Origin of the sequence: Streptomyces sp. NBC_01017, assembly GCF_045162795.1 — a bacterium.
GTDB classification, from domain to species: domain Bacteria; phylum Actinomycetota; class Actinomycetes; order Streptomycetales; family Streptomycetaceae; genus Streptomyces; species Streptomyces machairae.
Window position 1 is genome coordinate 2,658,230 of record NZ_CP108683.1, and the last position, 23,478, is coordinate 2,681,707.

Annotated in this window: 20 protein-coding genes and 1 riboswitch; of the genes, 7 read left to right on the plus strand and 13 right to left on the minus strand. The window is 71.2% G+C overall.

Annotated elements, in window-relative coordinates:
* Positions 1 to 59: 59 nt before the first annotated feature.
* The 11 genes from OG331_RS12350 to OG331_RS12400 form a co-directional block, all read right to left on the minus strand.
* Positions 60 to 983, minus strand: coding sequence for an LD-carboxypeptidase (locus tag OG331_RS12350; protein WP_406195073.1), 924 nt, complete (start codon positions 981 to 983; stop codon positions 60 to 62).
* Entirely contained in the window at positions 980 to 2,932 is a 1,953-nt protein-coding gene (locus OG331_RS12355; RefSeq protein ID WP_406195076.1) for a prolyl oligopeptidase family serine peptidase, read from the minus strand. Before OG331_RS12355 ends, OG331_RS12350 begins: the two co-directional genes overlap by 4 nt.
* An 18-nt stretch (positions 2,933 to 2,950) precedes the next feature.
* Positions 2,951 to 4,255, minus strand: coding sequence for a M20/M25/M40 family metallo-hydrolase (locus tag OG331_RS12360; RefSeq protein WP_406195078.1), 1,305 nt, complete (start codon positions 4,253 to 4,255; stop codon positions 2,951 to 2,953).
* Positions 4,248 to 5,081: a M55 family metallopeptidase gene (locus OG331_RS12365; protein ID WP_406195081.1), complete on the minus strand. Its 834-nt coding sequence runs from the start codon at positions 5,079 to 5,081 to the stop codon at positions 4,248 to 4,250. Before OG331_RS12365 ends, OG331_RS12360 begins: the two co-directional genes overlap by 8 nt.
* A 65-nt stretch (positions 5,082 to 5,146) precedes the next feature.
* A complete protein-coding gene (locus tag OG331_RS12370; protein ID WP_406195084.1) occupies positions 5,147 to 5,896 on the minus strand; it encodes an anti-sigma factor domain-containing protein in 750 nt (249 codons plus the stop codon).
* Positions 5,896 to 6,480, minus strand: coding sequence for an ECF RNA polymerase sigma factor SigK (gene sigK, locus OG331_RS12375; protein ID WP_406195086.1), 585 nt, complete (start codon positions 6,478 to 6,480; stop codon positions 5,896 to 5,898). The genes OG331_RS12370 and sigK overlap by 1 nt, the downstream gene beginning before the upstream one ends.
* Before the next feature lie 59 nt (positions 6,481 to 6,539).
* Positions 6,540 to 7,577: a 2,3-diaminopropionate biosynthesis protein SbnA gene (sbnA, locus tag OG331_RS12380; protein ID WP_406195089.1), complete on the minus strand. Its 1,038-nt coding sequence runs from the start codon at positions 7,575 to 7,577 to the stop codon at positions 6,540 to 6,542.
* A 43-nt stretch (positions 7,578 to 7,620) separates the two neighbouring features.
* On the minus strand, positions 7,621 to 8,691 hold the full coding sequence (gene sbnB, locus OG331_RS12385) for a 2,3-diaminopropionate biosynthesis protein SbnB (protein ID WP_406195091.1): 1,071 nt from the start codon (positions 8,689 to 8,691) through the stop codon (positions 7,621 to 7,623).
* Positions 8,688 to 9,692 (minus strand): TauD/TfdA family dioxygenase, encoded by a 1,005-nt coding sequence (locus tag OG331_RS12390; RefSeq protein ID WP_406195094.1) that lies wholly within the window; start codon positions 9,690 to 9,692, stop codon positions 8,688 to 8,690. Before OG331_RS12390 ends, sbnB begins: the two co-directional genes overlap by 4 nt.
* A gap of 24 nt (positions 9,693 to 9,716) precedes the next feature.
* Positions 9,717 to 12,317: a non-ribosomal peptide synthetase gene (locus OG331_RS12395; RefSeq protein ID WP_406195096.1), complete on the minus strand. Its 2,601-nt coding sequence runs from the start codon at positions 12,315 to 12,317 to the stop codon at positions 9,717 to 9,719.
* Positions 12,314 to 14,824: a Pls/PosA family non-ribosomal peptide synthetase gene (locus OG331_RS12400; RefSeq protein WP_406195098.1), complete on the minus strand. Its 2,511-nt coding sequence runs from the start codon at positions 14,822 to 14,824 to the stop codon at positions 12,314 to 12,316. Before OG331_RS12400 ends, OG331_RS12395 begins: the two co-directional genes overlap by 4 nt.
* A 188-nt stretch (positions 14,825 to 15,012) precedes the next feature.
* Positions 15,013 to 15,199: riboswitch (cobalamin riboswitch) on the plus strand.
* Positions 15,200 to 15,228: 29 nt separating this feature from the next.
* Here OG331_RS12400 and OG331_RS12405 point away from each other — a divergent pair.
* The 6 genes from OG331_RS12405 (at position 15,229) to OG331_RS12430 (ending at position 19,942) form a co-directional block, all read left to right on the plus strand.
* Positions 15,229 to 15,930, plus strand: a complete 702-nt coding sequence (locus OG331_RS12405) for an energy-coupling factor ABC transporter permease (RefSeq protein WP_362381544.1) — start codon at positions 15,229 to 15,231, stop codon at positions 15,928 to 15,930.
* An 11-nt stretch (positions 15,931 to 15,941) separates the two neighbouring features.
* Positions 15,942 to 16,322 carry an energy-coupling factor ABC transporter substrate-binding protein gene (locus tag OG331_RS12410; RefSeq protein ID WP_406195100.1) on the plus strand — a complete coding sequence of 127 codons (381 nt, stop codon included), beginning with the start codon at positions 15,942 to 15,944 and terminating at the stop codon, positions 16,320 to 16,322.
* A 6-nt stretch (positions 16,323 to 16,328) separates the two neighbouring features.
* Positions 16,329 to 17,078, plus strand: a complete 750-nt coding sequence (cbiQ, locus tag OG331_RS12415; protein ID WP_406195102.1) for a cobalt ECF transporter T component CbiQ — start codon at positions 16,329 to 16,331, stop codon at positions 17,076 to 17,078.
* On the plus strand, positions 17,075 to 17,917 hold the full coding sequence (locus OG331_RS12420; RefSeq protein WP_406195104.1) for an ATP-binding cassette domain-containing protein: 843 nt from the start codon (positions 17,075 to 17,077) through the stop codon (positions 17,915 to 17,917). The genes cbiQ and OG331_RS12420 overlap by 4 nt, the downstream gene beginning before the upstream one ends.
* Before the next feature lie 103 nt (positions 17,918 to 18,020).
* On the plus strand, positions 18,021 to 19,523 hold the full coding sequence (locus tag OG331_RS12425) for an APC family permease (RefSeq protein ID WP_406195106.1): 1,503 nt from the start codon (positions 18,021 to 18,023) through the stop codon (positions 19,521 to 19,523).
* A gap of 2 nt (positions 19,524 to 19,525) precedes the next feature.
* Complete coding sequence (locus tag OG331_RS12430; protein WP_406195108.1) at positions 19,526 to 19,942, plus strand: universal stress protein; 417 nt, start codon at positions 19,526 to 19,528, stop codon at positions 19,940 to 19,942.
* A gap of 10 nt (positions 19,943 to 19,952) precedes the next feature.
* On the opposite strand, the gene OG331_RS12435 is transcribed toward OG331_RS12430, so the two are convergent.
* A complete protein-coding gene (locus OG331_RS12435) occupies positions 19,953 to 21,746 on the minus strand; it encodes an FAD-binding dehydrogenase (RefSeq protein WP_406195110.1) in 1,794 nt (597 codons plus the stop codon).
* Between the two features lie 348 nt (positions 21,747 to 22,094).
* Here OG331_RS12435 and OG331_RS12440 point away from each other — a divergent pair, with 348 nt between their 5' ends.
* Positions 22,095 to 22,487, plus strand: coding sequence for a hypothetical protein (locus OG331_RS12440; RefSeq protein ID WP_406195112.1), 393 nt, complete (start codon positions 22,095 to 22,097; stop codon positions 22,485 to 22,487).
* 129 nt (positions 22,488 to 22,616) lie between these two features.
* Here the strand turns inward: OG331_RS12440 and OG331_RS12445 are convergent, their stop codons facing one another.
* Positions 22,617 to 23,342 carry a class I SAM-dependent methyltransferase gene (locus OG331_RS12445; RefSeq protein WP_406195115.1) on the minus strand — a complete coding sequence of 242 codons (726 nt, stop codon included), beginning with the start codon at positions 23,340 to 23,342 and terminating at the stop codon, positions 22,617 to 22,619.
* Positions 23,343 to 23,478: the final 136 nt, after the last annotated feature.

Genomic DNA, 23,478 nt, shown 5'->3' on the forward strand with positions numbered 1-23,478 from the left:
CAAGCGAGGTCAATCGCCGTGACGGGGGTTTCTTGACGGAGATTCAGTGAACTGCCCGCTCAGCGCAGAGCGGGTTCGTCGAGGGTCAACGTCCCCGCGTCGGCGTCGAGTTCGGCGCTCACGCCGAGGGGAATCGTCAGCGCTCCTGCACCGTGCCCGAACCCGAACTCCTCCACGACGGGCACGCCGAGGCCACCCAGCCGGTCCAGGAGCAGCGCACGCACCTGCTCGTACGGCTCGCACTCCTGCCACGACCCGAGCAGCACGCCGCGCACGCCCTCGAACAGGCCGGCACGCAGGAGTTGGGTGAGGTAACGGTCGAGCCGGTAGGTCTCCTCCCCCACGTCCTCCAGGCACAGCAGACCGCCGCGTGCGCAGGTCCGGGCGTACGGGGTCCCGATCTCGGCGGCGAGCAGGCAGAGACAGCCGCCGAGCGTGACTCCCCGCGCCCGGCCGGGGATCAGCGCGGAGCCGGTGGAGGCGATCGTGCGCACCGACTCCGGCTCGAACAGCGTGGCCCTCAGATGCTCCTGCGCCCGCGCATGCTTGATGAAGTCGACGCCCGCAGCCATCGGACCGTGCAGGGTGACCAGGCCGAGCCGGTTGGCGAACGCCTCGTGCAGCGCGGTGACGTCGCTGAAGCCGACGAACACCTTGGGTCCGGCCGCCCGCATCGCCTCCCAGTCGAGGAGGTCGACCAGGCGCTGCGCCCCGTAGCCGCCCCTGGCACACAGCACGGCGTCGACGGCCGGATCGCACCAGGCGGTCCGCAGATCGGCGGCCCGGTCGGCGTCCGTGCCCGCCAGGTACGCCAACTCGTCGTGCCGGCCGAGCACATGGGGTGCCACCACCGGGTCGAGGTCCCAGCCGCGCAGCACGTCGAGGCCGGCCTGCAGCCGTTCCTCGGGCACGGGTCCGCTGGGCGCGACCACGGCCACGCGGGCGCCGGGGGCGAGCCTGGGAGGGCGGACGAGTGGGTTCACTTGGCGAGTTCCAGTCTGGGGATGCCGGGCGGGTTGAGCCCGAACACCTGGGCGTACAGGGAGAGTTCGGACTCCAGGACGCGGATCATCGTCTCCGCCCGCCGGAATCCGTGGCCCTCCCCCTCGAAGGCGATGTAGGCGTGCGGCACCCGGCGCCCCTCCATGCGGGCGAGGAACCGCTCGCACTGGGTCGGCGGGCAGATCACGTCGTCGAGGCCCTGCAACAGCAGGAAGGGCACGGTAAGACGGTCGGCGTGCGCCGCGGGTGAGCGTTCCGCGTACCGTCCCGGCACCTCGGCGAGCGGTCCGATCAGGGATTCCAGGTACTGCGACTCCAGGTCGTGGGTCTCCCCGGCGCCCCAGCCGGCCAGGTCGAGGATGGGGTAGAGGATCGTGCCGCAGGCGTAGACGTCGGTGCTGGTGAGGGACGCGGCGGTGGTCCAGCCGCCGGCGCTGCCGCCGCGGATGGCGAGCCGGTCGCGGTCGGCGGTGCCCTCGTCGGCGAGGGCGAGCGCCACGGCCGCGCAGTCCTCGACGTCGACCACGCCCCACTGCTCGCGCAGCCGGTTGCGGTACGCCCGGCCGTACCCGGTGGAGCCGCCGTAGTTGACCTCGACGACCCCGATGCCGCGCGAGGTGAAGTAGGCGATCGACAGGTCGAGGACGAGGGGCGCACGGCCGGTGGGGCCGCCGTGCGCCCAGACGACGTACGGCGGCGGTGTGTCGCCGGGGGCCACGCAGCCGGGGTTGTGCGGCGGGTAGATGTGCGCGTGAATGTCGTCGCCGGCGGGGCCGGTGAAGGTGCGGATCTGCGGCTCGGGGTAGTGGGCGGGGTCGACGGCGTCGTCGTGCTCGGCTCCGATGACCCGGGCCCGGCCCGTGCAGGTGTCGAGTTCGACCACCTCGTAGGCGCTGCGGGGGCTGGCTCCGACGGCGACGACCCGCTCGCCGTACACCGCGAGGGTGGGCGCGAACTCGGTCCAGGGTCCGGCCGCGTCGACGACCTCGCCGGTCTCGGGGTCCAGTACGCCGAGGGCGGTCGAGCCGCGCCCGTGCACGACGGCGACGGGTCCGCTCGCCAGCGGGGCGAACCAGCGCAGGCCCGGTTTCCACAGCGGTCCGCCGAACTCCTCCTCGCGCGGACAGAGCGGTTCGCCGTCGCGGTAGAGGTTCCACCAGCCGCTGCGGTCGCTCGCGTACAGCAGCCGGCCGTCGGCCGACCAGTCGACCTGGGCGATCGCCTCGTCCGGGCCACCGGCGACGGTCCGCGGGCCGGCGAGCGTGCCGTCGGCGCCGATGTCGGCGACCAGCAGCTCCGTGCCGTCCCACGGCATCCGCGGATGGTCCCAGGCGAGCCACGCCGCGCGCCGCCCGTCGGGCGAGATCCGCGCTCCGGTGATGAACCGGTGCCGGCCGTCGGTGAGTTCGCGTACGGCGTCCCGGTCCCCGGCCGCCGAGCCGTCCAGCGGGACCGCGGCCAGGACGCGCCGCACGTCGGTGGGCCCCTCGCCGGTGAACTCCTCCAGCACGCACCACACTTCACCGAGGTCGAGCCGCAGCTGCGGCTCCGCCCAGCGCAGTCCGCCGCCCACCGAGGACACGGGAGTGATCGGACGTGGCTCGGCGCCCTCCTCGTACCGGTAGAGGCGCTGGTCGGCGAAGTCGACGAAGACGACGAGCGGCCGGCCGTCGACGACCTCTCCGGCCCAGGGCTGTCCGCCGTACTCCACGACCCGGCTGCGCACGTTCCACGGTGCGGGCAGCACGGACTCCTCCGTGCCGTCGGCCCGCCGCCGCACCAGTGTGCGCCGCCCGCCCTCGACGGGCCGCGGCTCGGTCCACCACGCCTCGTCGCCGACGAAGCCCACGTACTCGGGGTGCCCGTCGTGACTGGCGGCCAGGGCCGCGTCGATGGGCGAGGGCCAGGAACCGTACGCCAGCGTCTGCACTGTCTCCCCTTTTCTCGCCTAGGCCGACCGCAGGAAGCGGTCGAGAACGCGGACGCCGAAGTGCAGCGCCCCGACCGGAACGCGCTCGTCGACGCCGTGGAACATGGCCCCGTAGTCGTACCCGTCCGGCAGCTTCAGCGGTGAGAAGCCGTAGCCGGTGATGCCGAGCCGTGAGAACTGCTTGGCGTCGGTGCCGCCGGGCATGCAGTACGGCACCGTGTGGCCCTCGGGCGCGAACTCCTCGACGGCGGCGCGCATTTGGGCGTACGTCGGCGAGTCCACCGGTGACTGGAGGGCCACCTCGCGATGGTGGAACTCCCATTCCACGTCGGGCCCGGTGAGCTCGTCGATGGTCGCGCGGAACTCGTCCTCGAAGCCGGGGAGACAGCGCCCGTCGACGTAGGCCACGGCCTCTCCCGGAATCACGTTGACCTTGTAACCCGCCTCCAGCATGGTCGGGTTGGCGCTGTTGCGGACGGTCGCCTCGACGAGCCGGGCCGCCGGGCCGAGCTTCTCCAGCAGGCCGTCCACGTCGTCCAGGTCGGCGTCGAGGCCGTACAGCGCGGCGAGTTCGGTGAGGGCGGCGCGCACGGTCGGGGTCAGCCGCAGCGGCCACTCGTGGGCGCCGATCCGGGTGACGGCGGCGGCGAGGCGGCTCACCGCGTTCTCCCGGTTGGGCCGGGAGCCGTGCGCGGCCCGCCCGCGTGCCGTCAGCTTGATCCAGCCGGTGCCGCGCTCCCCGGCCGCGAGCGGATAGATCTGCCGGCCGCTGCCGTCGTGGAAGGTGAACGCGCCGGACTCGCCGATGCCCTCGGTGCAGCCCTCGAACAGCTCCGCATGCCGGTCCGCGAGAAATCCGGAGCCGTCCTCGGCGCTCGCCTCCTCGTCGGCGGTGAACGCGATCACGACGTCCCGCCGGGGGCGTACGCCCTCGCGGGCCCAGGCCCGGACGACGGCCAGGATCATCGCGTCCATGTTCTTCATGTCGACCGCGCCCCGGCCCCACACGACACCGTCGCGGATCTCCCCGGAGAAGGGGTGCACGCTCCACTCGTCGGCCCGCGCGGGCACCACGTCCAGATGACCGTGGACGAGCAGCGCGTCCGCCGACGGGTCGGTGCCCTCGAACCGGGCGACGACGTTCGTGCGTCCGCTGGTGCGCTCCAGCAAGGTGGGGGCGAGGCCCGCCTCGGCCAGCCGCGCGGCGGCGTACTCGGCGGCGGGGCGCTCCTGGCAGTCGCCGCCGCCGCGGTTGGTCGTGTCGATGCGGATGAGGTCGGACGTGAACGTCACGACCTCGTCCAGTGCCTGCCCGTCAGCCATACTGCTCCTCCACCGCGGCCGAGACGATCGTGGTGACCGCCTTGAAGGTACGGATCCCCTCGTACATGCGTTCGCTGGTGTACGCCACCTTGCGCTCACCGATCCGTTCGACACCGGGGACGACGGTGGCGGCCATCGCGAGGTGCTCGGCGTCGAACTCGACCGCGATGGTGAACGGGCCCTCGCTCACCGGCTCCTGACGGACCGCCAGCCCGGCCGCCTCCTTGGCCGCGGCGCGGATGTCGGCCGCGGTCCTGGCCGGCGTACGGCACACGGCGGCGTACCGCGACACATGGTCCTTGACGGCGACCTTCAGTGCCTCGGGCGCGTATCCGAGCGCGTCCTCGCAGGCCACGTCGTCGCCGGTGACGAGCACGACGGGCACGCCGTACTCGGCGACGACGTGCGCGTTCAGCAGCCCCTCGCTCGCCCGTACGTCGTTCAGCCACACCCCGGTGATGGAGTTCGCCAGATAGGTGTGCGCGAGGACGCCCTCCGTGCCGGCGCCCGCGTGGTAGCCGACGAAGGCGATGCCGTCCACGTCGCCGTGCTGCACGCCCTCGACCATGGACAGCGTCTTGTGCCGCCCGGTCAGCATCTCCGCGCGCTCGTCGAGCCGTTCGAGCAGCAGATTGCGCATGGTCCAGTGGGCCTCGTTGATGAGCACCGCGTCGGCGCCGCCGTCGAAGAATCCCAGCACGGCGGCGTTGACGTCCGAGGTGAACATCCCCCGGCACCGCTCCCACTGAGGTGTCCCCGGCAGCACGTCGGCCGGCCAGGTCACGCCGGTGGCACCCTCCATGTCGGCGCTGATGAGGATTCTCATGCTGCTTCACGTTACGCGTCGGCGAGGCAACTTCCTACGAGACAGGAGGAGGCCGGCCCACCCGATCAGGAAGTGGGCAAGGGCCAGGTGGCGACCGGATCGCTGGTGGGGTGGGAGGAGCCTGCGCTCGGCTCGACGGTGACAGCGAGTGCGGCGGCGGCACCGGGCGGGGGAAGGGACGCGGACTGGAGGCCGGCCTTGGCGGCGAGGAGCCCGGCGGAGCGGACGGCGTCGCCGGGGTCGACGTACCACATCTGGTAGGTCTTGTCCGCGGGCAGCGGGGCCAGGTCCTGGCAGAAGTAGACGGCCTCGTTCAGGTCACGTGAAATCGCCACGGTGCCGGATCCGCCGTAGTCCAGGTCCTTCTTGACGAAGGTGGTGTCGGGAGCCGCGAAGAGCCGGCCGAGGTCGGCGGCCTGGCTCCGGGCCTCCTGGCGTGCCTCCTGCGCCTCCTGGTGCTGCCAGGCCGCCAGACCGCCGAGCGCGGCGGCCGCGGCCAGGCTGGCGGCCAGTGCGAGATGCAGCAGCGGCGGTGTGGATCGTCGGATGCGGCGGCCGCCCGGACCGGGGGGCTTCGGAGGGAGCTGGGGGGTCCGGGCCACCTCCGCGAGGACGCGTTCCTTCAGACGCGGCGGCGGGGTACGGGCAGCCGCGAGCGCCAGCCAGCCCGCGGCCTCCTGCTGACGGAGCGTCTCGTGGGCGCAGTCGGCACAGTCGGCGAGATGGCGGCGGAAGGCCTCCCGTTCCTCCCGGGTGAGGGCGTCCACCGCAAAGGCACCCGCGAGGTCGTGTGCATCGTGCGAGTCGGCTGTCATCACGGCGGAGCTCCCAGGCAGTTCCGCAGACGGGTCAGAGCCCTGCGCAGACGGCTCTTGACGGTGCCGAGCGGCAGGGACAGCCTCGAAGCGATCTCGGTATGGGTCAGGCCCTCGTAGTAAGCGAGCACCACCGGCTGCCGCAGCTCGGGCTTGAGGTCCTTCAGGCACGAGCGGACCTGTTCGCATTCCCCGAGCGCCTCCACCGCGTCCACGACGTCGTCGAAGGCCGTCGTCGACTCGTGCTGGGAGACGGCGCGCTCGCGCTCGGCGGACCTTTGCAGCGTGCGGACGCTGTCCACCGCTCGGTGGTGAGCGATTGTCAGCATCCAGGTCATGGCGTGCCCGCTCTCGGGCCGGTAGCGGGGGGCGCTCTGCCAGACCTCCAGCATGACCTCCTGGGTGACCTCCTCGGCGTGCGCGGGGTCCTGCAGGACCCGGCACGCGATTCCGTAGATCGGTCCGGCGGCCGCGTCGTACAACCGGGAGAAGGCGTCCTGACTGCCCGCGGCGACGGATACCAACAGGCGATCGGTCTCGGACGTACCGATGCGCCGGGCCCCGGAAGCCTCCCGCTTCGCCACACCCTCTCCCACCTGTGTAAATGCCCAGATCCAGCATGTTCGGTTCACCTACGCTCTCTTTAAGTGTCCGAGTCCCGGCCGTCGTCCGCATCCCGCAGTGGAGCGGGGCGGGCGACCCGCGAACCGGCGGCGACCTGGCCACCGGGACGGAGCACGTCATCGCCGTAGAGGGCCTGGACCCAGTTGGTCTGGTAGACGGTCTCCAGGTAGCGCTCGCCCAGGTCCGGGGCGATGGCCACCGCGGTCAGACCGGCCGGGTCGTGCGCTGCCAGCCAGCGTGTCGCGCCGCTGACGACGGTGCCGGTGGAGCCGCCGAAGAGGAATCCGCGTCTGGCCAGGCGGTGGCAGGCGCGGATGGTGTCCGCCTCCTCGACGTGCACCGCCTCGTCGACGTAGGACTCGTCGAGCAGGGGCGGGCTCACGCTCATGCCCAGGCCGGGAAGCATGCGGCGGCCCGGGGTCCCGCCGAAGGTCACCGAGCCGGCGCTGTCCACCGCGACGATGCGGACGGGCCGGTGCCAGTGCCGGAAGAAGCGGGCGCAGCCCATCAGTGTCCCGGTGGTGCCGGCCCCTACGAACAGGACGTCCAGTCCCGGGAACGAGCGGGCGATGGCCGGTGCGGTCCTGCGGTAGTGCGCTCGCCAGTTGCCCGGGTTGGTGTACTGGCTGAGCCATACGTACCGGTCGTCGAGGGCGGACAGTGCGCGCACGTAGTCGAGGCGCGCCCGGAGGAAGCCTCCGTCGGCGCTCGGCTCCGTGACCACGTGCACCTGGGCGCCCAGGGCCTCCATCACCAGCCTGGTCGACAGGTTGCAGCGGGAGTCCGTCACGCACAGGAACCGGTAGCCCTTGCTGGCGGCGATCATGCTGAGTGCCACGCCCATGTTGCCCGACGAGGACTCCAGCAGGACCGACCGCGAGGTCAGGCCCCCCGCCCGTTCGGCAGCCTCCACCATCTCGGTGGCGGGCTTCAGCTTGATCGAGCCGGCGAAGTTGAAGCCTTCGCACTTCAGGAAGAGCCTGTGCCCCAGTATCGGCTGGAGGTCGACGTAGAGATCCTCCTCGTTGAAGGTGTAGGGGGCGGATATGACTGACACGATGGCCTCCGCGGATTGAAGAGCAACCGGGCTCGGACGGTGTTCATCCGTACCGGCTCAGCTCATGGAAGAAGCCGTCGACGACGTGCAGCTCGCCGGAGCCGGCCACCTCGTCGTAGACGTACTTGCCGACTGCCAGGTCGAGCACGCCGAGGCCGAAGGGCGAGAACGCCACCGTCCGGTCCGCCGACGGCGACACGCGTCCGGACATCACGTCCGCCAGCGTCCCCGTCACGAAGTCGCGGTTGCCGGTGAGCTGTTCGGCCAGGTGAACGGAGGTGTCCGCCCTCAGACAGTGCTCGACGTCGTCGACGATGTTGTCCGAGGCGAGCACGACCTCGGGGGCCAGATCGCGCAGCGACACGTGCAGCACGAGCGGACGGTGTGCGAACCACGACGGGTCGTGGATGTGCGGCCGGGCGGCGACGGTGGCGAACACGACCAGGTCGCTCTGGCGTATCAGCTGCTCGGCGCTGTCGTGCAGGACGATCCAGCCGGTGGCGCCGGACTGCTCCAGGTAGCAGCGGAACCCGGCGGCGCTGTCGGCGGACACGTCGTGCACGCCGATGGTGTCGAACGACCAGCCGGTCCCGGTCAGGAAGGTGTGGATGTAGCGGGCGATCAGGCCCGTCCCGATGAAGCCGACGCGGGTCGGGCGCTCTCGGCCACGGCTGAGTCGGTCCGCCGCCAGTGCCGCCGACGCGGCCGTCCTCGTGGCGCTGATGATCGAGGCTTCCATGCAGGCGAACGGGTAGCCGGTGTGGCGGTCGTTGAGGACGAGCACCGCCGAGGCCCTCGGGATGCCGGCCGCCACGTTCTGCGGAAAGCTGGAGATCCACTTCAGGCCGTCCACCCCTGCCTCCCCGCCGATCGAGGCGGGCAGGGCGATGATCCGGGACGACGGGCGGTCGGGGAAGCGCAGGAAGTGGGACGGCGGGTTCACCGAATCGCCGTCGTCGTGCAGCCGGTAGGTTTCCTCGACCACCTCCACGATCTGCTTCTCGCGCCCTTGCAGCGCCTGCTGGACCTGGCCGCCCGGCACGATCGCGAACGGCGGCACGGCGGCCGGCCCGGACGGTGCGGACTCCCAGGTGCCGGAGCGGGTGGTGGTCATCGGGTGATCACCTCCACGGTCGGCGAGCAGTCGGCCAGGCGGACCGCGTCCGCCATCGCCACGAGCACCTCGCGCGGCCCTTCGTACGGCTCCCTGCTGTGGGCGGTGCGGACGTTGTCGACGAGCATCAGGTCGCCGGCCTGCCACGGCTCGCGCACGGTGTGGGACTGGTAGACCTCGTTCAGCAGCTGCACGGTGTCCTCGCCGATCGGTGCGCCGTTCCCGTAGCGGGTGTTGAACGGCAGCCCGTCGGCCCCGTAGATGTCGACGAGGTACTCACGTATCTCGGGGGCCAGGGTCCACTCGTTGAGGAACGCGATCTGGTTGAACCAGCAGCGCCGGCCGGTGACCGGGTGCCGCACCACGGCGCTGCGGCGCTGCCAGGTCCGCAGTCCGCCGTCGGGTTGCCACTCGAACTCGATCGCGGCCGCCCGGCAGTAGCTCTCGACCGCACCGCGGTCCTCGCTGCCGAAGGCGTCGGTCAGGGATGCCCCGATCTCCTCGTTGTAGTTGCGGGTGAGCAGCCAGCCCTCCCTCAGGAACCGCTCGACGAGATCGGTGGGCAGCGCGCCCAGCACGGTCGGTGCGTCGGCCAGCGCGGTCGCGCCGCCGACGTCGGGGGCACTGAGGCAGGCGAACAGCATCAGACCGGGGAACTCCAGGGTGTAACTGAGCTCATGGTGCATGCACATCGGCTGGTGCGGCGGCCACTTCGACGAGGAGTACACGCCGTCGGCGTAGGTCCGCCGGGATGCGAAAGCCTCCTTCTCGGTCATCAGACCGGCGGCCAGCCGCCGGAAGACGGCGGCGGTCCCGGCCTGGTCGGCCGGCCCGAGGCCACGGACCAGGACCGACCCGTGCTCGGCGACGACGGCGCGCACCGCGTCCCGGTGCTCGGCGGCCCAACTCACCGCGTCGCCGGTGGAGTCGGCGCGCAGGATGGGGGGTTTGCCGGGCTGAAGGTCGACGTCGAGCATCGGCACAGGGGGCGAGGTCGGCATCTCGGTCTCCTTTCGGTCGCGGGTTCAGGAGGAAGCCGGTGGTGCGGGGCCGACGCCGGCCGCGGAGGCCGGTGGCGCGGCGGCTGGGGACCTGCCGTTGACGACGCGGGCCAGGTCGGCCAGCACCGGGTGGCGCGTGAGGTCCTTGATGTCCACGGCACGGTCCAGGGCGATCGCGAGCCGCACCGCCGCGAGGGAGGTGCCGCCACGGTCGAAGAAGTGGTCGTGCCGGCGGATCGTGTGCTCCGGTATGCCGAGGACCTGAGCCCACAGGGCGGCCAGCCGCCGTTCGGTCGGCGTGCGGGGCGTGTCGCGGCCCTCCTCGGCCATGTCGAGTCCGGTGCCGGCGGATCCGGCATCCGGCACCACGGCGCTGACCTGCGCGGCGAGCGCGGTGAGCGCTTTCTTGTCGACCTTGCCGTTGGCGGTCACCGGCAGGTTCTCCTGCCAGTGGAACTCCGAGGGGACCATGTACTCGGGCAGCGACCGGCCCAGCCGGTCCCTGAGGTCGGCGTCGTCCAGCGAGCCGTCACCGGAGTAGAAGGCCACCAGGCGTCCGCCCTGGCCGGCCCCCTCGACGGCCACCACCGCGCCGTCGCGGACCCCGGGTGCCCGCAGCATGGCGCTCTCGACCTCGCCGATCTCGATCCGGAAGCCGCGGATCTTGACCTGGGTGTCCTGGCGGCCGAGGAACTCCAGCTTGCCCCCGGGCACCCAGCGGCCGTAGTCGCCGCCCCGGTAGAGCCGTCGGCCCGCGTGGTGCGGATCCGGTACGAAGGCCTTCCGGGTGCGCTCCGGGTCGTTGACGTAGCCGCGGCCGACGCACACCCCGGAGAAGACGATCGCACCGGGGGCGCCGAGCGGCACCGGTGACAGGTGCTCGTCCACGACGTGGACGTGCACGTTGCTGATCGGCGAGCCGAGCGAGATCCGTCCGTTGTCCGGCGCCCGGTCCATCACCTCGTGGTTGGTGTCGTCCGACGTCTCGGTCAGCCCGTACGCGTTGACCAGCCCGATGCCGGGCTCGGCCGCGAACCAGCGCTGTACGAGCTCCCATTTCAGTGCCTCGCCGGTGACCGACACGCATCGCAGGTCCGGCAGCGCGCGCGGGTGCCGCTCCAGGTAGGCCACGACCGCGTCGAGGTAGGACGGCACGACCTGGAGGACGCCGACCCCGCCGCGGTCGATCGTGTCGACGAACCGCGGGACGTCCAGGATCGCGTCCTGTTCCACGAGCAGGGTCCGCCCGCCGGCCAGCAGCGCGGAGACCAGTTGCCACAGCGAGATGTCGAAGCACTGGGGCGCGGTCTGGGCGACCACCTGACCCTCGCCGATCCCCAGGTCGTCGATCTTGGCGTAGAGGTGGTTGAGCATGCCCGCGTGCTCGCACATGGCTCCCTTGGGCTCGCCGGTGGAGCCGGACGTGAAGTAAATGTAGGCGAGTTGGTCCGGTGCGACGCCGACGCCGAGGTCGGAGTCCGCGTGGCCCTCCGCGTAGGCGGCGTCGACGGACAGCGCCCGGACCGCGGGCAGCGCGTCGAGGGCCCCGTCGAGCATGGCGGTGCTGCCCGGCTCCGTCAGCACGAGTCGGCACCCGGCCCGCGTGAGCATGGTCGCGATGCGGTCGGCCGGGAAGTGCGGCTCGACGGGCAGGTACACCCCGCCGGCCTTGAGGACCGCCAGGACGGCGGCCGTCCAGTCCAGGTTCCGCTCGGTCACCACCGCGACGACCCCTTCACGGCCCAGCCCCCGCGCCAGGAGGGCACGCCCCAGCCGGTTCGCCCGCGCGTTGAGTTCCCGGTAGGTCCACCGCTGGTCGCCGTGTACGGCCGCGATGGCGTCGGGGTGCGTCCTGACGCGTTGTTCGAACAGCTCGTGGAAGCGGTGGTCGGGCAGTTCACGGCGGGGGCCGGCGAGTCCTTCGAGCTGGAAGCGGTGCTCCTCGGCCGAGAGCAGGCTCTGCCGGTCGTGCGCGGCGTCCGGATCGGCCGCGATGAGCGTGAGCGCGGTGAGGTGGTAGCCGACGATCCTCGCGGCGCAGTCCGCGTCGAGCGCGTCGGTCCGGTACCGCAGCCGCAGCGTGGGCGACTCGCCCGGCCGCGGTGTGGCCAGCCGCAGCACGGCGTTCCCGGCGAGTTCGCCGCCGTCGCCGATCGGATCGAACTCGGCCTCGCCGGCCGGTCCGGGAAGGCCCGCCGCACGCCGAAGTCCGTCGACGGGGAAGTCCTTGTGCCGCAGCAGTTCCGACTCGGCCCGGTGGGTGTGGAGCACCAGCGTCCGCCACGAGCCGGGTTCGACGGTCAGCCGGCAGGGCAGCGGCGGCGCGGCCGGTACGGCGACGTAACCGGTCGTGACCTCGTGTTCGCCGGACAGGGCGGCGAGAACCTTGGCGTGCGCGGCGAGCAGCGCCGTGCGCAGGGGTACCGCCAGATCGTCCGTCAGGCGGCTCAGCGCGTCCGTCAGATCCTGGGGAAGCGGCGCCTCGTGCTCGGCGACACCGGTCACCGGGTCGAGGGTCCACCGTGGGAGGGTGGTGACCCCGCCGGCGGCGAGCACACCCCGCCAGTACGCCCGGCCGGCCTCCGCAGTCGCTGTCGTCGATGCCGTCGATGCCGTGGATGTCATGGGCCCGACCTCACCTCGTCCTCGCCGTACGGGCGGATCGGCCGTGCCGGATTCCCGCCCCACGAGGCCTCCTGCGGGACCGCCTCCCCCTTCATCAGGAAGGAGTCCGGGGCGAGCACCGCACCGTCGCCCACCGTGACGCCGTAGTGGACGAAAGCGCCGACCCCGAGGGTGCACCCGGAGCCGATCGTGCTCCGGTCGGACTTGAAGGCGCCGTCCTCCTGCGAATGGCACTGGACCACGCTTCCCAGGTTGAGCGTGCAGCCGTCCCCGATGGCAGCCATGGCCCGTTCCGTCAGATGGCAGCCGTCGTCGAAGACCATGCGGCCGAGCCTCACCCCCAGCAACCGCCAGGCGACGTTCTTGAACGGGGTGCCGTTGAGCATCCGTAGGTACGTCTCCGACGGCACCTTCCAGTAGCGCTCGTGCTGCCAGAAGTCCGGCGTGTAGATCGAGCAGAACAGGGGTTTCAGGGGACGGACCGCTGTGACGACGCGTTCGACCAGCACGAAGTACGCGATGGTGAACAGCACGACCAGGACGTCGGCCAGCATGATCCCGGACACGCCGAGCGGCCCGTACAACTCCGCGGCCGCTGTGACGAGAAGGATGAGAACGAAGGTAAAGATCCAACGCGACAGCAGGTACCAGGCCATGGTGGCGACGTTGTGCCTGTTCTTGGCGGCAAGGCCGTGCCGCAGCTCCTCATGGCCCTTGAGCCGGTCGAAGGTGCTGTCCCGCAGGACCGAACGCGGAATCTCGAAGCTCGGCGAGCCCAGCAGGCCGACGCCTTCGCGGACCTCCCCGTCGACCGGCACCATCACCTTCGTCGCGAGGAGGCAGTTGTCGCCGGTCCTGCCCCGCGTGGGATACGCGATCCGGTTCCCGAGGAAGTTGCGCGGCCCGATCGACACCCGGGACACCCGGAACGCGGTACTGGAGAAGTCGGCGTTCATGATCGACAGGCCGTCGGCGACCATCGTGCCGCGCCCGACGAAGCTCAGGTACGGCGTCTCGTGCTTCATCTCCGTGCCGAAGTTCGACCCGGTCTGCTCGACGCGGGAGAGGTCGTATCCGAGGCCCCGCAGGTAGTGGACGATGGCGGAGCTGTCACCGAACAGACGCTTCAGGAACCGCCAGTTGGTCAGGAGCGTGATCGTCCGGTGCGCCTCGAAGTGGAAGCCGTACAGACGGTAGGTCCTGCCCGGCGTGATGGTCAGGCTGAGCAGGCGCGGAAGGGCGGTCAGGACGAGGAGACCGGCGGGTACGGCGCCGAAGACGAGCACGAAGGACATCGCCAGGGCCTCGATGTAGAACGACCCGTCGGCGAAGACCGCGGGTCCCGGATCCAGAGCCGTGCTGAGCTGCGGGACCTCCACGAGCAGCGCGGCCACACCGCCGACCGCCAGGGGTACGTACACGACCAGCGCGACCAGCAGTTGCAGAACGCTGTGGGTCGCTCTGCGCACCGCGCCGCAGCGGGCCTGGCCCACCACCTGGTAGTCCACGTCGGTCCGCTGCGCCGGGGACCCGTGCCAGTGCTCGCCGTCGGGCACCGCCTGCCCGCGGTGCAGTGAGGAGGCGTGCCCGAGCTGGGCCCCGTCGCCGAGCGATGTGTCGATGTCGAGGACGGTGGCCTCGCTGACCAGCACGTTCCTGCCGATGGTGACGGGGCCCGTCTGGATCTGTCCGGCGTGCGCCCGGTAGCAGGGGAAGAACGAGTCCTTGCGGACGACTGTGCCGTCACCGATGGTGAACAGGTCGGTGCACACGGGCACGTTCCGGGAGAGGACCACGGCGCCCCGCCCGACCTTCGCGCCCAGTGCCCTGAGGTAGAGCAGGTAGAGCGGGGAGCCGCTGAACAGCACCATGGGATCCGCCCGCACCAGCGTCTTGACGATCCAGAAGCGGACGTACGCCACGCTCCAGACGGGTATGCGCTGAGGCTTCCACCGGCCTACGAGGGTCCACTTCACGAGGACGGGGAGGACGCACAGAGCCAGGAAGGCCGCACCTCCGAACAGGACCGAGCGCAGGTACACATCGAGTGCGCCCGATCCGGCGGAGATCCACCCGTAGCCCAGGGCGGTGCCGAAGGCGAGGAGGTAGAGGTACGCCATGAAGGCCAGGAACTGCAGGGCCCCGCACAGGACGTACTGCCGCTTGCCCGCCGCGGTCGGGGCCGGGGCCGGGGCCTCCGGTGCCGTGACCGCGGCCGCCGGTTCGGACCGGGGCATGGGCTCGGCATCCGCGAGCGCCGTCGCCAGGCTCCTGATCGTCGGGTGCCGATAGACGTCCCTCATCGACACCGACGGCAGATCCGCGCGCTTCCTGACTCGTGCGCAGAAGTGCGCCATCACAAGCGAGTCGGCGCCCAGGTCGTCGAAGAAGTGACCGTCGACCGGCACCTGCTCGCTCCGCACGACTTCGGCCAGCACCGCGGCGAGGGTTCTCTCGATGCCGGCCGGTTCACCGCATCCGTCCAGCAGGGCCGTGGATTCCTCCATGCACTTGATTCGGCACCGAAACGCGGACAGATCACCGCATTCACAAACTTCTGGTAAGTGATCCGCATTCGGTTACCCAGGGTTTACACACGGTTGCGGAGTCGTCGGGCCGCGCGCCCGGGCCATGGAGCGGGCGAACGCCCCTTTCACGCCCCCGAGGCGCGCTTGTCAGCCACGCTGTACGGGCACTACTGTCACCACGCCTTGGTGAACGGGAAATCCGGTGTGATGCCGGTGCGGCCCTCGCCACTGTGAATCGGGAAGTCCGGCTCTGGCCCTCACGGGCAGCCACTGGGTCCTTCGGGACCCGGGAAGGCGGAGCACGGGCGGTGGTACCCGTCAGCCAGGAGACCGGCCAAGGCGCGTCAACCATCCACGAGGTGCTGGAGAGGGTCTGCTGAGCCATGCACATAGCCGAGGGTTTCCTCCCGCCGGCGCACGCGGTCGCCTGGGGCGTCGCGTCCGCGCCGTTCGTAGTCCACGGAGTCCGTTCGCTCACCCGTGAGGTCAGGGAGCACCCCGAGAGCACGCTGCTCCTCGGCGCCTCCGGAGCCTTCACGTTCGTCCTGTCCGCGCTGAAGCTGCCCTCGGTGACCGGCAGCTGCTCGCATCCGACCGGCACCGGGCTGGGCGCCATCCTTTTCCGGCCACCGATCATGGCGGTACTGGGCACCATCACCCTGCTCTTCCAGGCGCTGCTGCTCGCGCACGGTGGCCTGACCACGCTCGGCGCCAACGTCTTCTCGATGGCGATCGTCGGCCCCTGGGCCGGATACGCGATCTACAAACTGCTGCGCCGCTACGACGTGCCGCTGATGGTGGCGGTGTTCTTCGGGGCGTTCGTCGCCGACCTGTCCACCTACTGCGTCACCAGCGTCCAGCTGGCGCTCGCGTTCCCCGACCCGAGCAGCGGATTCCTGGGCGCGCTCGGCAAGTTCGGCTCCATCTTCGCCGTCACCCAGATCCCCCTCGCGGTGAGCGAGGGACTGCTCACGGTGCTCGTGATGCGGCTGCTGGTGCAGTCCAGCAAGGGCGAGCTGACCCGGCTCGGCGTGCTCCTCGCCAAGAAGCAGTCCCGGACCGAGACCGAGGCGGTGGCCCGATGAGCAAGAGCCCGATGAGCAGGAACACGAAGATCAACGTCCTGCTGCTGATCGTCGTGGCCGCGCTCGCGGTCCTGCCGCTGGCCCTGGGTCTCGGCGACCACAAGGAGGAGCCGTTCACGGGCGCCGACGGTGAGGCGGAATCGGCGATCACCGAGATCGAGCCGGACTACGAGCCGTGGTTCTCGCCGCTGTACGAGCCGCCGTCCGGTGAGATCGAATCGGCGCTGTTCTCCCTCCAGGCGGCGCTCGGTGCCGGTGTCCTCGCCTACTACTTCGGCGTGCACCGGGGCCGGCGGCAGGGCGAGCAGCGGGCGCTGGAGCGGGCGCGGGACGCCGAGAGCGCGGCCGGTGGCGCCGCGACCGCCGAGGAGTCCACGGCCGAAAGGGCCTGATCCCTCGTGCTGCCGATCGACGCGGCGGCGCACAGCAGTCGCTGGCGCCGCCGTCACCCCGTGGACAAGGCCGTGCTCGGGCTCGGTCTCACCCTGCTCGCGATCTCACTGCCGCCCTGGCCGGGCGCGGCCCTGGTGCTCCTGACGTCCCTCGTGGTGCTGCTGGGCCCGGCGGGCGTGCCGGGCCGGCGGCTGTGGCGTGCCTACCGCGTGCCGCTGGGCTTCTGCGTGACCGGCGCGGTCACCCTGCTCGTCCAGGTGGGCGGGCCGGAAGGCTTCGTGTCCCTCGCGGACGACGGCCCGCTGCGGGCCGGGGAACTGCTGCTGCGCACCTCGGCGGCCTCGCTCGGGGTGCTGCTGTTCGCCTTCACCACCCCCATGTCCGACCTGCTGCCCCGTCTCGTGAAGGCGGGAGTGCCCGCGCCCGTCGTGGACGTCGCCCTGGTGACGTACCGCATGAGCTTCCTGCTCCTGGACTCCGTGCGCCGCATCCGGGACGCCCAGGCCGCCCGGCTGGGGCACACGAGCCGGGCCGCGGAGTGGCGTTCCCTGGCCGGGCTCGGCGCGACCGCCTTCGTACGGGCCTTCGACCGGGCCATCCGTCTCCAGGCCGGGCTCGCCGGGCGCGGCTACGACGGCACCCTGCGTGTCCTGGTGCCCGAGGCCCGCGTCTCCGTCCGCTTCACGGCCGCGAGTTGCGCCCTCCTCGCAGCGCTGGCCGCCCTCACCCTCGTACTGGAGAAGGCCCTGCCATGAGCGAGCCCACCGCACTGGTCGCCCTGCGGGGCACGTCCTACGCCTACGAGGACGGCCCCGTCGTGCTCAGCGGCCTCGACTTCGACGTGCGCGAGGGGCGCGCGCTGGCGCTGCTCGGTCGCAACGGCAGCGGCAAGACCACGCTGATGCGGCTGCTCAGCGGCGGACTCAGGCCGCACGACGGCCGGTTGACGGTGCAGGGCACGCCGGTCACGTACGACCGCAAGGGGCTGACCCGGCTGCGGACGACCGTCCAGCTGGTGGTGCAGGACCCGGACGACCAGCTCTTCGCCGCGTCCGTCGCCCAGGACGTGTCCTTCGGCCCGCTGAACCTCGGCCTGTCCGACCCCGAGGTGCGGGTGCGGGTCGACGAGGCGCTCGCCGCACTGGACATCAGTGCGCTGGCCGACCGGCCCACGCATCTGCTGTCGTACGGGCAGCGCAAGCGCACGGCCATCGCCGGCGCGGTGGCGATGCGGCCCCGGGTGCTGATCCTGGACGAGCCGACCGCCGGGCTCGACCCGGACGGGCAGGAACGCCTGCTCGCCACGCTCGACGGACTGCGTTCGAGCGGGACCACGGTGGTCATGGCCACCCATGACGTCGATCTGGCCCTGCGCTGGGCCGACGACGCGGCGCTCCTCACCCCGTCCGGCGCACGCATCGGGCCGGCACCGGAGATGCTGGCCCGCACCGACCTCCTCCAGCAGGCCGGCCTGCGGCTCCCGTGGGGTGTCGCGGCGGCCCAACTCCTGCGGGCACAGGGGTTGTTGGGCGACGCGTCGGCGGGCCCCCGCACCCCGGACGACCTGGCGGCGCTCGTCCCGGCACCGGAGTAGCGGCCGTCCCGGCACGACATATATGCCCGCCAAGGGCATCAATGTCTTGAATGTTTCGCAGCTCCCTGTTGTATGGATTCACGTCCAACGGGAGTGAGGGAACATGGCCGAAGACATCGCGGACGCGGGCCCGCCGCAGTCCGCGAGCTTGAAGCCCGATGCGATCGGGTTCGTCGACGCGCTCGTCATCGGGCTCAACGCCACCTCGCCCGCGTACTCGCTGGCCGCGGCCATCGGCCCGGTCGTGGCGCTGGTGGGTGTCTACGCCCCCGGCGTCATGCTCGCGTCGTTCGTCCCGATGCTGCTGATCGCCTCGGCGTTCTACTACCTCAACAAGGTCGACCAGGACTGCGGGACGACCTTCTCGTGGGTCACCCGGGCGATGGGCCCGTGGGCCGGCTGGCTCGGCGGCTGGGCCATCACGATGACCGGCGTCCTGGTGATCGGCTCGCTGGCGGACGTGGCGGTGACGTTCGCCCTGCTGGCCTTCGGTCTCGACAGCTGGGCCGAGAACGAGTTCGTGCGCCAGTTGCTCACGGTGCTGCTCATCATCGTGATGACGGCCGTGTGCGTCATCGGCACCGAGGTGTCGGCGCGGGTACAGAACGTCCTCATCCTCGCGCAGGTCGCCTGCCTCATCGCGTTCGCCGTGGTGGCGCTCTACAAGGTCTACGCCGACACCGGCACCCTCGACGCCGTCGACCCGGCGTTCAGCTGGCTGGACCCCTTCGGGGCGGGCGGCGCCGGGCTGACGGCCGGCCTGCTGCTGGGCGTGTTCATCTACTGGGGCTGGGAGTCGGCGGTCAATCTCACCGAAGAGGTCGAGAACTCCGCCACCGCTCCGGGCAAGGCGGCCGTCTGGTCGACGGTCATCCTGCTGGTGACGTATGTGGCAGTCGCCTACGCGGTCGTCGCCTACGCCGGGCCGGCGTTCCTGTCCGAGAACGCCGCGGAGGAGGAGTTCATCTTCGCCATCCTCGCCGACGAGGCGATGGGCGGCTGGGACTGGGTGGTGCTGCTGGCGGTCTCCACCTCCGGGCTGGCCTCCACGCAGACGACGATCATCCCCGCCTCGCGCACGGCGCTGTCCATGGCCCGCCGGCACGCGCTGCCGTCCCACTACGGACACATCAGCCCGCGTTTCCGCACCCCCGACGTGAGCACGTGGTGGGTGGCCGGCATCGCCATCGCCTGGTATCTGGTCGTCCGTCAGATCAGCGAGAACGCCCTGTTCGACTCGCTCACCGCGCTGTCCCTGCTGATCGCGTTCTACTACGCGCTCACGGGCATCGCCTGCGCCGTCTACTACCGCCGCCATCTCACCGAGAGCCTGCACAACTTCCTGCTCATCGGCCTCGGCCCGCTGATCGGTGCCGGACTGCTGGTCTGGCTGCTCGTCGAGTCGATCGGCGACATGGCCGACCCCGAGAACTCCTACAGCGGTGTCTCATGGTTCGGGGTCGGCCCGCCGCTGGTCATCGGCATCGGCATCACTCTCGCGGGGGTGATCCTCATGGTCGTGTGGCGCCTGATGGCCCCCACCTTCTGGGAGGAACGCCCCGAGGTGGCCGACCCCGATCTCGTGCACGGCGACAAGGAGCAGTGAAGATGTCGATCGTCCTCGGATACGACGAGTCCCCGGGCGCGGTCCGCGCACTGCACGTCGCCATCGAGGTGTCGGCGGCGTTCGGCGAGCCGCTCGTGATGGTCTACGGTGCGGCGGCGCCCGGCGCCCTCGGCGAGGAGTACACCGCGCACCGCGATGCCGTCCAGGAGGTCGGCCGCACCGCACTCGGTCACGCCGTCGCGGTGGCCGACGAGGCCGGTGTGCGGACCACCGTCGAGGTCATCGACCAGAAGCCGGCGGAGGCGCTGATCGAGGCCGCGACGCGCCATGCGGCGAGGTTCATCGTGGTCGGCAGCTGGGGTGAGAGCCCGTTGCGCGGGGCCCTGCTGGGCTCCACACCGCACAAACTGCTGCATCTGTCCCGTACGCCCGTCCTGTGTGTGCCCACCGAGCCGTGACCCGCTGGGTTCAGGTCGCGGTGGCCTGTGCCGCGGCCTTGCCTGCCACGCGGCCCGAGAACAGGCAGCCGCCGAGGAAGGTGCCCTCCAGGGAGCGGTAGCCGTGGACGCCGCCTCCGCCGAAGCCGGCGACCTCGCCGGCCGCGTACAGACCGGAGATCGGGGTGCCGGAGGCGTCCAGGACACGGCCCGAGAGGTCGGTCTGGAGGCCGCCGAGGGTCTTGCGGGTGAGGATGTTGAGGCGCACGGCGATGAGGGGGCCGGCACTCGTGTCCAGGATCTTGTGGGCGGACGCGGTCCGGCTGAGCGTGTCCCCCGGGTAGGCGAGCGCATTGCGGATGCCCATGACCTGGACGTCCTTGGTGTACGGGTTGTCGATCTCGCGGTCACGGGCCTCGATCTGCCGCTTGAGGTCCGCGAGTTCGATGAGGTTGTCGCCGGTCAGCTTGTTCATACCCGTGACGAGTTCGGGCAGGGTCTTGGCGACGACGAAGTCCTCGCCCTTCTCCTTGAACCGCTCGATCGGCTCCGGTGTCTGCCAGATGCGGGACAGCAGCATCCAGATGTTCTTCTCCGTGAGGTCCGGGTTCTGCTCGGAGCCGGAGAGTGCGAACTCCTTCGCGATGATCTTCTGGGTCGTGACGAACCAGGAGTAGTCGTAGCCGCTGTCGCTGATCGACTTGAGGGTGTGCAAGGTGTCGTAGCCCGGGATGTCGGGGCTGGAGAAGCGCTTGCCCTCGGCGTCGAACCACATGGAGGACGGGCCGGGCAGGATGCGGATGCCGTGGCCGGGCCAGATCGGGTCGTAGTTCTTGAGGCCCTCGGTGTAGTGCCACATCCGGTCGGGGTTGACGATCCGTCCGCCCGCCTTCTCGGTGATCGCCAGCATCCGGCCGTCCACGTGCGCGGGCACGCCGGTGATCATGGACTTGGGCGGGGTGCCGAGCCGGGCGGGCCAGTTCTTGCGCACCAGCTCGTGGTTGGCGCCGATGCCGCCCGAGGTGACGATCACGACCGGGGCGTTCAGCTCGAAGTCGCCGACGACGGTACGGGAACTGGGCTTGCCGCGCCCGACGCTGCTCGGCTCCAGGACGGCGCCGCGTACGCCGGTGACGGCACCGCCCGTGACGATCAACTCGTCGACTCTGTGGCGGAACTTGAAGGTCACGAGGCCCCTCTCCACGGCCGCGCGGACCTTCTTCTCGAACGGCTCGACCACGGCCGGTCCGGTGCCCCACGTGACATGGAAGCGCGGCACCGAGTTGCCGTGCCCGTCCGCGAGACCGCCGCCGCGCTCGGCCCAGCCGACGATCGGGAACCACTGCATCCCGAGCCCGGCCAGCCAGGACCGCTTCTCCTCGGAGGCGAAGTCCACATACGCCTCGGCCCACTTGTGGGCCCAGTGGTCCTGGCCCGACGGGTCGGAGATCCCGCGGTCGAAGCCGGCCGTGCCCAGCCAGTCCTGCCAGGCCAGCTCGTGGGAGTCCTTGATGCCCATCAGCCGCTGCTCGGCGGAGTCGACGAGGAACAGTCCGCCGAAGGACCAGAACGCCTGCCCGCCGAGACTGGCCTCCGGCTCCTGGTCCAGGAGCAGCACCTTGCGTCCCGCCGCGGCCAGTTCGGCCGTCGCGACCAGCCCGGCGAGGCCGTGGCCGACCACGATGGCGTCCGCGTCCGACGAGCCGGCCGAGGCCGCGAAGGCCGGGAACGTGGCCTGCGCGAGGGCGGCACCGGCGAGCACCCCGCCGGCGACGGTCAGGGCACGACGGCGCGTGATCGCGGCAGGGGTTGACGAGTTCTCCATGGGCTGCCTTCCGGGGAGATGCGCAAGGGGCGGGAGACACACGAGAGGCCGCTGCGAGAGCGGGTGTTACCGACGGTAGCCCAGGGGGTGTCGCGGTCGCCAGATGCTGCAGTCGTGAACTTTTCTCATGTTTTCCCGCCCCCGAGTCCGCAGCGCCGCCATGGAGCTCAGCGCACAGGTGGCCGCATACACCCCCTCAAGTCCCCTGCCGAATACCGTGGTTAGGGCACCCGACCCCCGTTGACAAACAAGCCGGACTCGTACTTACCCCAGGAAGGGCATCTACGTCGCCCTCTGCGTCGACAACGGCGACGGCGAACCGCCCACGCCTGCATCGGCGGCGTCGACATGGCCGGCGGCTCGCACTCCTCCGCGTGGATCTCCTCCGACCCGCCGGACCACGGCGAGGACCTGGCGATCCCGTACGGCGCGGGCGGCACGTTCGAGGTCGAGCTGACCGTCGACGCCAAGGACGAGAACACCGACTGCGTCAAGGCCGGCTGCGTGCTGGCCACCCGCAACGACCACACCCTCTCCGGCGACCGCTCCCAGGACGTCAGGGTCCCCCGGTCGGCTTTGCCGGGCAGGACCCGGTGGACACCGACGACGGCACCGGCGGCACGGGCGGGAACGGCGGCTCCGGCGGGAGCACCGGCGGTACGGGGACGACGTCCACCACGGGCGGCTCCGGCGGTGGCGGCACCTCGACCGCGGGCGGCAGCCTCGCCTCCACCGGCGTGACTGTGCTCTCCGTCGCCGTGCTCGCGGCCGTGCTGCTCGCCGCCGGCTGGGCGGCGTACCGCAAGGGCCGCAACGCCTGCTGCCGGTGCGGCGGGCGGGGTCACCGTGCCCCGCCCGCCGCCACAGCCGTCACACCGTCCGGCCGGCCACCACCCACTTCGAGGGCAGCTCGATCCGGGCGCCGTCGGGCCCGTACTCCGTGGTGATCAGCGCCAGTTCACCGCTCGCCAGGACGCCGAGCCCGGCCGCGCGCAGATACTCGGGCACGGAGGCGTCGGCGACCTCGCCGGGGGCGATGCCGTGCCGGAAGATCGGCGCGAGCTTGGGCGGCGGACCCGACGGGCTCTGCGCGAGGCCCATGAGGATCGGCTTCGCGGACTCGGAGAGTTCGACGAGGAAGGCCCGGCCGCGCTCGCCGACCAGCGTGGCGATCCCGTTCACCATCAGCTGCCGGTCGTCGGGCTCGGCCTGGTGCAGCACGCCCCGCATGTAGATGTTGGTGTCGCCGAGTTCGGCGTGCAGCGTCTCGGTCTCGGCCTTCTCCACCGCGTCGAACAGCCGGTACGTGGCCTGCCCGGCGGGGTCCGCCTGCCGGGCGTGGTCGAGGGCCGCGGCGGACAGCTCGACGCCGACGACGTGCGGGAAGCGCTCAGCGAGGAAACGCGTCTGAGTGCCGTTCCCACAGCCCAGGTCAACCATCGGCAGGCCCGGATCGGTCAGGTGCGCCTCGAAGAGGGCCAGGTGGCGGCCGGCGGTCAGGGCAGGCTCGGCATCCCAGAACACCGCGCCCTGTTCACCGCTCGCTTCACGCCAGAAGCCCTCCCAGGCCTGACGGTACCGACTCGTCACGCTCATGTGCCCAACTCCCCAGGTTGCGACGCCGACCCGTCGTCAAGTGACGGGCGAGTCCGGTCTATCGCGGCCCGGTGACGGCTACAAGCGCGTGGCGCATTCCTTCACTCCGCATTCGAGACTCGTGCGCCGTCGTACG

Excerpts from the sequence above, each read along its gene's own strand:
- OG331_RS12360 (WP_406195078.1), bottom strand. The coding sequence starts at position 4,255 with ATGGCTGACGGGCAGGCACTGGACGAGGTCGTGACGTTCACGTCCGAC.
- OG331_RS12365 (WP_406195081.1), bottom strand. The coding sequence starts at position 5,081 with ATGAGAATCCTCATCAGCGCCGACATGGAGGGTGCCACCGGCGTGACC.
- OG331_RS12370 (WP_406195084.1), bottom strand. The coding sequence starts at position 5,896 with ATGACAGCCGACTCGCACGATGCACACGACCTCGCGGGTGCCTTTGCG.
- sbnB (WP_406195091.1), bottom strand. The coding sequence starts at position 8,691 with ATGACCACCACCCGCTCCGGCACCTGGGAGTCCGCACCGTCCGGGCCG.
- OG331_RS12390 (WP_406195094.1), bottom strand. The coding sequence starts at position 9,692 with ATGCCGACCTCGCCCCCTGTGCCGATGCTCGACGTCGACCTTCAGCCC.
- OG331_RS12395 (WP_406195096.1), bottom strand. The coding sequence starts at position 12,317 with ATGACATCCACGGCATCGACGGCATCGACGACAGCGACTGCGGAGGCC.
- OG331_RS12400 (WP_406195098.1), bottom strand. The coding sequence starts at position 14,824 with ATGGAGGAATCCACGGCCCTGCTGGACGGATGCGGTGAACCGGCCGGC.
- OG331_RS12405 (WP_362381544.1), top strand. The coding sequence starts at position 15,229 with ATGCACATAGCCGAGGGTTTCCTCCCGCCGGCGCACGCGGTCGCCTGG.
- OG331_RS12410 (WP_406195100.1), top strand. The coding sequence starts at position 15,942 with ATGAGCAGGAACACGAAGATCAACGTCCTGCTGCTGATCGTCGTGGCC.
- OG331_RS12420 (WP_406195104.1), top strand. The coding sequence starts at position 17,075 with ATGAGCGAGCCCACCGCACTGGTCGCCCTGCGGGGCACGTCCTACGCC.
- OG331_RS12425 (WP_406195106.1), top strand. The coding sequence starts at position 18,021 with ATGGCCGAAGACATCGCGGACGCGGGCCCGCCGCAGTCCGCGAGCTTG.
- OG331_RS12430 (WP_406195108.1), top strand. The coding sequence starts at position 19,526 with ATGTCGATCGTCCTCGGATACGACGAGTCCCCGGGCGCGGTCCGCGCA.
- OG331_RS12435 (WP_406195110.1), bottom strand. The coding sequence starts at position 21,746 with ATGGAGAACTCGTCAACCCCTGCCGCGATCACGCGCCGTCGTGCCCTG.
- OG331_RS12440 (WP_406195112.1), top strand. The coding sequence starts at position 22,095 with ATGGCCGGCGGCTCGCACTCCTCCGCGTGGATCTCCTCCGACCCGCCG.
- OG331_RS12445 (WP_406195115.1), bottom strand. The coding sequence starts at position 23,342 with ATGAGCGTGACGAGTCGGTACCGTCAGGCCTGGGAGGGCTTCTGGCGT.